Raw genomic sequence first — 6,489 nt, forward strand, 5'->3', positions numbered from 1 at the left:
TAATAATGAGATCATCTCTTACTTACACCACTTCATTAGGTGTAAGTAGGGATAATTTATCAAAAAATTTTTGAAAAGTTGGTGTTTCTACCTCATATTTAATTCCTTCCTTAACTACATATTCAGTTAAAGAATCTAGTTCAAACTTTTTACCAGCAATCACATCTCGATGCATTGAAGATGTCATGTCTTCTGGGCATTTTTCGAGTTTTAAGATTGTCTGCATAATGATATCATCCGGCAAATTTATTCCTTTTACGGCAGCCAAAAGAGTAATTTCATGCAGCAAAGCCACATACAATTCACGACTTTCTTGATTGTGCATTATTTCACCCACATTTTCATTTAGATAAGAAGTCGCAGAAGCCAAGGCCGAAATAAAAACATACTTTTCCCAGACGGCATCTTCTATCGTATCCACCAAAGAACTCTGCATTTTGGCTTGTTGAAAAAGTACTTGCAAAGTCTTCATTTTACTCATAGAAGCAGTTGGTGAGCCAAAAAACAACTTTTCATAAAAACCCACTTTTCGAATTATACCAGGGCTTTGAATTTTAGAAACGATATATACGCAACCTTGCAAAACATCATTATCTGGAAAAAGAGCGCTTATACGTTCTGGAGCATCAACACCATTGTATAAAGGAAGAATAACTGTATTCTTGGTAATACAGGGAGCAATAGAAGCCAAACTTGACTCAATATCATAGGTTTTGGTGGCACAAATAAGGTAATCAAGTTTACCAATCACAGCAGGATTATCTGATGCTTTGGAAGGGAAAACAGTGATTTCGGACTCATCCATCATAATTTTCAAACCCTTTTCGAGCACTTGCTTTTGCGTTAATCCGCGAGTGATAAAAACAATTTCTACGGTTTTGGAGTCAGCAAATTCTTTGGCTAACAGTCCGCCAAAATAGCCTCCTACTCCACCTAGTCCTAAAATACCTATTCGAGTGTGCATGTGTTTCTATCTGAGAGGTTAAAAAGTGTACTACTTTAATTGTTTTGAGAACATAAAGAATAATAAAATATCACCCATTATAATATAAAAAAAACAGACCTATAAGCCGGATTCTGTATTCACCAAAGTGAACCCTTATCATTTATCTAGGCTTACAATTACTCATAAGCTCAAGCTATCTACCCTTCAACAACGGACGAGAAGTCCTTAAATGCTGATATACTTGATATTTCACCGCATAGAGTTTACCTGGTTTCACTACAGCATTACCTGTACATACTTTCTGTTGCACTTGTCCTGATTCAATTGCTTAAACCGACGGGGGTTACCCGCTATGCTTCTCTATGGTGTCCGGACTTTCCTCGGCTCCAATAAATCGGAATCGCGATAAGGCGGTCTGTGCCGCAAATTTACATTAAATAATAGGACTGTCCACCACCAAAAAGAACTTTTTATTTTTGAAAAACCATTTCCCACACGATTGGTTATTCTTTTCGAAAATAGTATTGCTTAAAAATATAAATTATTCATCAAAACCGTTGTCGCCAGTGTTTACACCTCTTTTTTCAATCAATAATAACACAGTTTTACATTATTTTTATAAAAAATTAACTCTAAAACAGTTATCTTTAAACTCAACCTTAAAACTCTTTATTATGACTAAGATGTATCACTATAGTTCTGTTGCAAAAGCTTTGGACGAATTGCATGAAAAGGGTTTCACTTATGACTACAACATTCATGAGGCCGACATTGTAAAAAATCCAAGTAAATTTGAAATCGTACATATATATAGGTACGAAGGCGACTCTAACCCAGACGACGAAGCGGTTGTGTATGGTATAAAGTGTACCTCAGGAAAAAAAGGAGTTTATGTAGCTGGCTTTTCAGCAAACTCTATTACTGAGGCCCACGAAGTATTGATCCAAATAAGCATCAAGGGTCGGAAATAAAGCACTCAATAGTTCATCAAAATTTGAAAAACACCTTTATTTTAGGTGTTTTTTTTATGCAAAAGATTGTCTCTAATTTATTTTACATCCTTTTTTTATTATCCCTACATTTACAATTAATGCAACCTCAAAACAAGAAATATTAATACGGTAAATAAGTACTTTTTCGATTCAAATAACTAGTATGTTTTTTGCTTTAAAATTATACTTGGGACAGCACCAGATGAAATTTACACCAATAAAATAGTTGAAATTAGTATCAAAAAAAGCCTCTAGAAATACCTAAATTCCTAGAAGCTACATCAAAAAACTAATTAATCAATTATTGTTACACTAATCAATCGGAATCACCAAAACGGGATGCGAATAACCAGTAGCTATTTTTTTGGTTAGACTAGTATGAAACAGAGATTCAAAAAAGCCTCTTTTATACGTCAACATGGTCAAAACATCAATACTTTTTTGTTCCATAAAATCTAAAATAGTAGCTGTTACCTCGTTCGAAAATACAATTAAAAACGTAATTGGATCTTTTTCAAACTCTTTCTCCCAAGCTCTTACCTTGGTTTCATCTACATCAGAATCATCCTTTTTAACATACAAACACTTAATTTTCGCATTGGTTTTATGAGCAATTTTCAAGACTCTCTTCAGTGCTTTTTTATCTTTATCCCGAAAGCGAGTAGTAAACCCAATTGTTTTTATTTTATGATAAGGCACATCTTGAGGCACACACAACATTGGTACTGTCACATCAGATATTACATTTCCAGCATTAGAACCAAAGAAAAAAGATTCCCAACCACCACCGCCAGAGGTTCCCATAACAACAAAGTCAATTTTATCTTCTTCTACCGCTTTGCCAACGTTATAAACCAAATCTCCATCCATCAATCGATGGCTCATCCTGATATGACCTAGATTTCGGGCTTGGGCAATAGCACGAAGCTTTGGAATCTCCTCTTTAAACATATCAAACTGCGACAACTCCATAGACTCATAAATCATCATGTAGTTTTGTGGAAAATACTGATTATCCACAATTGGCAATTCAAAACTATGCAATAAAATTAACTCTGCTTGCATGGTATTGGCAAGTTCGAGCGCATGTACAAAAGCATTGTCTGCCACTTCAGAAAAATCGGTTGGAAATAATATACGTTTCATAAATAGAGGTTTAATGTGATTAAAATTTGTTGATTACGACTTTAAGATAAACGAAAATAGCCCTACATTAAGCATGAAATACCAACAGTGGAACTGGGATGTCTGCTGCTTTATTTTTACTATAATTGGCTACAAACTGTCCTTCAAAATCAGTGGTTTTATAAGTTAACACTGCTAATACGTCAATATTTTCCGTTTTAATAAAATCTAATGTAACTTGTTTAATAGCTTCACTCCTAATACCCGAAAACTGTACCGGCTCAGTCTTAAATTCTGCCTCCCATCGATCTACTTCTACCTGTGTGTGACCCGCGGTACCATGACCTATATACAAACATTTCACTTTGGCATCGATTCTTTTTGTAAGGGCTAGTATTTTATGGAGTACTGCTTTATCTTCCGGTCTGTAGTTGGTTACAAAACCAATAGTTTTCATTTTTTTATATTTTATGTCTAGCGGAATACAAAGCATGGGCACCTTCAATCCCTTTACCACTGCGCCCGAATTACTACCAGAAAACAACGTTTCCCAGTCTGTTGCACTTGTCGTTCCCATAATAAGATAGTCGATATTTTCTTCAACAATGCATTTTTGAATATTTACCGCCAAATTCCCTTCCATTAATCGGTGATTGATCGGTATGTTCTCCAATCCATTTTCTTCCATGATCTTTCGCAATTTCGGAATCTCTTCTTTAAACAATTCAAAATTAGAAAACTCAATAGTATCATAAACAGCTGCAAAATTCTCTGGGAAAAACTGATCATCCATAGGTAGCAAATCGTATGAATGCAACAATACCAACTCCCCCTCCACGGCATTTGCAAATTGTAGTGCGTGCACAAAGGCGTTATTGGCCACTTCAGAAAAATCAGTTGGAAATAAAATACGTTTCATACTATCCTTATTTAGGTTCATATTGTAAAACTAGTCTTAAAGTTAAACTTTATTAATGATATATATCAGTTCCTTAGAAAAAATTTATGAATATCATGGGCATGCCTCCCTCTCAAAAATAGACTATGTAATTTGCGGTCAAGATCCCTTTTCTTACTGGTATAAGAGCATACGGCTACGCTGCGGCAGACTGCTTTTAACCTTAATACGGGATTGTCGCAAGAAACAACGGTTGGCAACCTCCATCACTTATATTGTTTTAGTACCTTTGCAGTCAATACCAAACAAAATGCTAAACAACGATTCTATAGTGGCACTAGCCACACCCTCTGGCGCTGGAGCCATAGCCATAATCCGAATTTCGGGTCAAAATGCGATTACTATTGGTAATTCTGTCTTTAAGTCTATAAAAAACAAAGATTTAACTATCCAAAAAACACATACTCTTCATCTAGGTCACATTATGGATGATGCCAAAACCCTTGATGAAGTTCTGGTTTCTCTCTTCAAAGGACCAAACTCTTATACAGGTGAAAATACAATCGAGATTTCGTGTCACGGTTCAACCTATATTCAGCAACAAATTATACAATTATTGCTTCGCAAAGGTTGCCGTATGGCTGACCCAGGTGAATTCACGCTTCGTGCTTTCTTGAACGGTAAACTCGATTTATCACAAGCCGAAGCAGTGGCCGATTTGATCACATCGGATAATGAGGCGAGTCACCAAATTGCCATGCAGCAAATGCGCGGGGGTTTCTCAAACGAAATTGCTAAATTACGTGAAGAATTATTGAATTTTGCCTCCTTAATCGAACTCGAATTAGATTTTGCCGAGGAAGATGTAGAATTTGCAGATCGCACGCAATTCAATGAATTACTAAACCGAATCGAGTTTGTCCTTAAACGCTTAATCGATTCTTTTGCTGTTGGAAACGTAATCAAAAACGGAATTCCAGTGGCTATCGTTGGCGAACCAAATGTGGGAAAATCAACTTTACTAAATGCTTTACTTAACGAAGAACGCGCTATTGTATCTGAAATTGCAGGAACAACTCGCGATACTATAGAAGATGAGTTAGTCATTGGTGGAATTGGTTTTCGATTCATCGATACGGCAGGAATCCGTGAAACGCAAGACGTAGTAGAAAGTATCGGAATCAAGAAAACTTTCGAAAAAATTGAACAAGCACAGGTAGTCATCTTTTTGTTTGATGGTTTAAAATTTCAGGTTTCAGGTTTGGACTATATTGTCGAAATTGAAAAAGTAAAAAACAAATACCCTCAAAAACCAATTCTGGTTGTGATCAATAAAATGGATTTGTTAGATGAATCCGAATTGAAACGCATCAGCCAAAAACTTGAAACTTTAAACCTGAAACTTTTAAAAATTTCTGCCAAACAAAACATCGGTATTGACGAACTAAAAGATCAATTACTCTCTTTTGTGAACACAGGTGCCTTACGTAATAACGAGACAATTGTTACCAACACCAGACATTACGACTCCCTACTAAAAGCATTGGACGAAATTTCAAAAGTAAAATACGGAATCGAAACCAATCTTTCTAGTGACCTAATGGCTATCGATATCAAAGAAGCCTTGTACCATTTTGGAATGATAACTGGTCAGGTTACAAATGATGAGTTGTTGGGGAATATTTTTGCTAACTTTTGTATTGGTAAATAAAAAACTTAGTTCAACCTACAACATTAAACTTTTTTTGGCTGCCATTTCAGGCTATCCACTACAAGTCCGCAGTCATCACCCCAAAAAGCATACCCCTACAACGAGCTTCCTTCGGTCGCTGTTGTAGGGGTTGCTTTTTATGGGTTCTTCCTTTGCGGGCTTTTCGTTGCTATCCTGGGCAGAGAAAGGTGGAAATTTCAATCTTACAAATCAATCACCAATTCACTTACTCCATAAGAAAACCATTCGTTAAAAAGTTTAAAGGTTCTTTTCTTCGGCCAATCTTCTTCATCTGTCCAATGTCCTTCTAATTCTTCTTCGAAAATTTTTTTATAATACTTTTTGATGTATTTATCCGCATCATCAAAATCCCCTTTTACCAAATAAGTGGTGGCCTCTTGTGCCACCTGATCCGACATTTGAATTTCGGGCGTCAAGCCATTAGTCCAATCTACAAATGGCTGTTTGTAATTTATTGTAATGGCTGAACGGTTAATTATATCCATGGTATGTGTTTTTTTTTTTAGAACTGTAATCTCACTTAAAATGTATTTTGATTTTTTAAAATAAAGCTATTACGTTCATCTACATCATTTTCTTCTCTTTTTCCATACTCGTTTTTCATCAGAAGCGATTTTAATCCCTTCTATAATTTCAATATCATTCTCCTGAAGCAATTCTTTTATTGCCTCCTGAGAATAGCCAAAAGTTAGTACTAAATCTGGCGGATTCAAGTCATAAATGCAACTTGACCATTATTATTTAATGAATGTATAAAAACTTCGTTTGGGGTTTTGTACCCAAATCTTTTCCTAGG

The 6,489-nt window shown here is 35.6% G+C and carries 6 protein-coding genes and 1 other RNA gene; 2 read left to right on the forward strand and 5 right to left on the reverse strand.

Translation table 11 applies throughout. The features are described from left to right. Positions 1-22: 22 nt before the first annotated feature. Positions 23-964, reverse strand: coding sequence for a ketopantoate reductase family protein (locus M2326_RS15470; RefSeq protein WP_264620449.1), 942 nt, complete (start codon positions 962-964; stop codon positions 23-25). 86 nt (positions 965-1,050) lie between these two features. Beyond that, positions 1,051-1,368, reverse strand: an RNA gene (rnpB, locus tag M2326_RS15475) — RNase P RNA component class A. Positions 1,369-1,620: 252 nt separating this feature from the next. Here rnpB and M2326_RS15480 point away from each other — a divergent pair. Then, entirely contained in the window at positions 1,621-1,917 is a 297-nt protein-coding gene (locus M2326_RS15480; RefSeq protein WP_264620450.1) for an SH3 domain-containing protein, read from the forward strand. Between the two features lie 333 nt (positions 1,918-2,250). Here the strand turns inward: M2326_RS15480 and M2326_RS15485 are convergent, their stop codons facing one another. Together M2326_RS15485 and M2326_RS15490 are read right to left on the reverse strand one after the other, a co-directional pair. Beyond that, positions 2,251-3,084: a universal stress protein gene (locus tag M2326_RS15485; RefSeq protein WP_264620451.1), complete on the reverse strand. Its 834-nt coding sequence runs from the start codon at positions 3,082-3,084 to the stop codon at positions 2,251-2,253. 67 nt (positions 3,085-3,151) lie between these two features. Then, positions 3,152-3,982 carry a universal stress protein gene (locus tag M2326_RS15490; protein ID WP_264620452.1) on the reverse strand — a complete coding sequence of 277 codons (831 nt, stop codon included), beginning with the start codon at positions 3,980-3,982 and terminating at the stop codon, positions 3,152-3,154. A gap of 289 nt (positions 3,983-4,271) precedes the next feature. Between M2326_RS15490 and mnmE the strand changes: the two genes are divergently transcribed. Next, the gene (gene mnmE / locus M2326_RS15495; RefSeq protein WP_264620453.1) at positions 4,272-5,672 is read left to right on the forward strand and encodes a tRNA uridine-5-carboxymethylaminomethyl(34) synthesis GTPase MnmE; all 1,401 of its coding nucleotides are present in this window, start codon (positions 4,272-4,274) and stop codon (positions 5,670-5,672) included. 203 nt (positions 5,673-5,875) lie between these two features. On the opposite strand, the gene M2326_RS15500 is transcribed toward mnmE, so the two are convergent. Then, a complete protein-coding gene (locus M2326_RS15500) occupies positions 5,876-6,178 on the reverse strand; it encodes a hypothetical protein (RefSeq protein ID WP_264620454.1) in 303 nt (100 codons plus the stop codon). Positions 6,179-6,489: the final 311 nt, after the last annotated feature.

This window comes from Flavobacterium psychraerolatum, from assembly GCF_025960985.1.
GTDB lineage: Bacteria > Bacteroidota > Bacteroidia > Flavobacteriales > Flavobacteriaceae > Flavobacterium.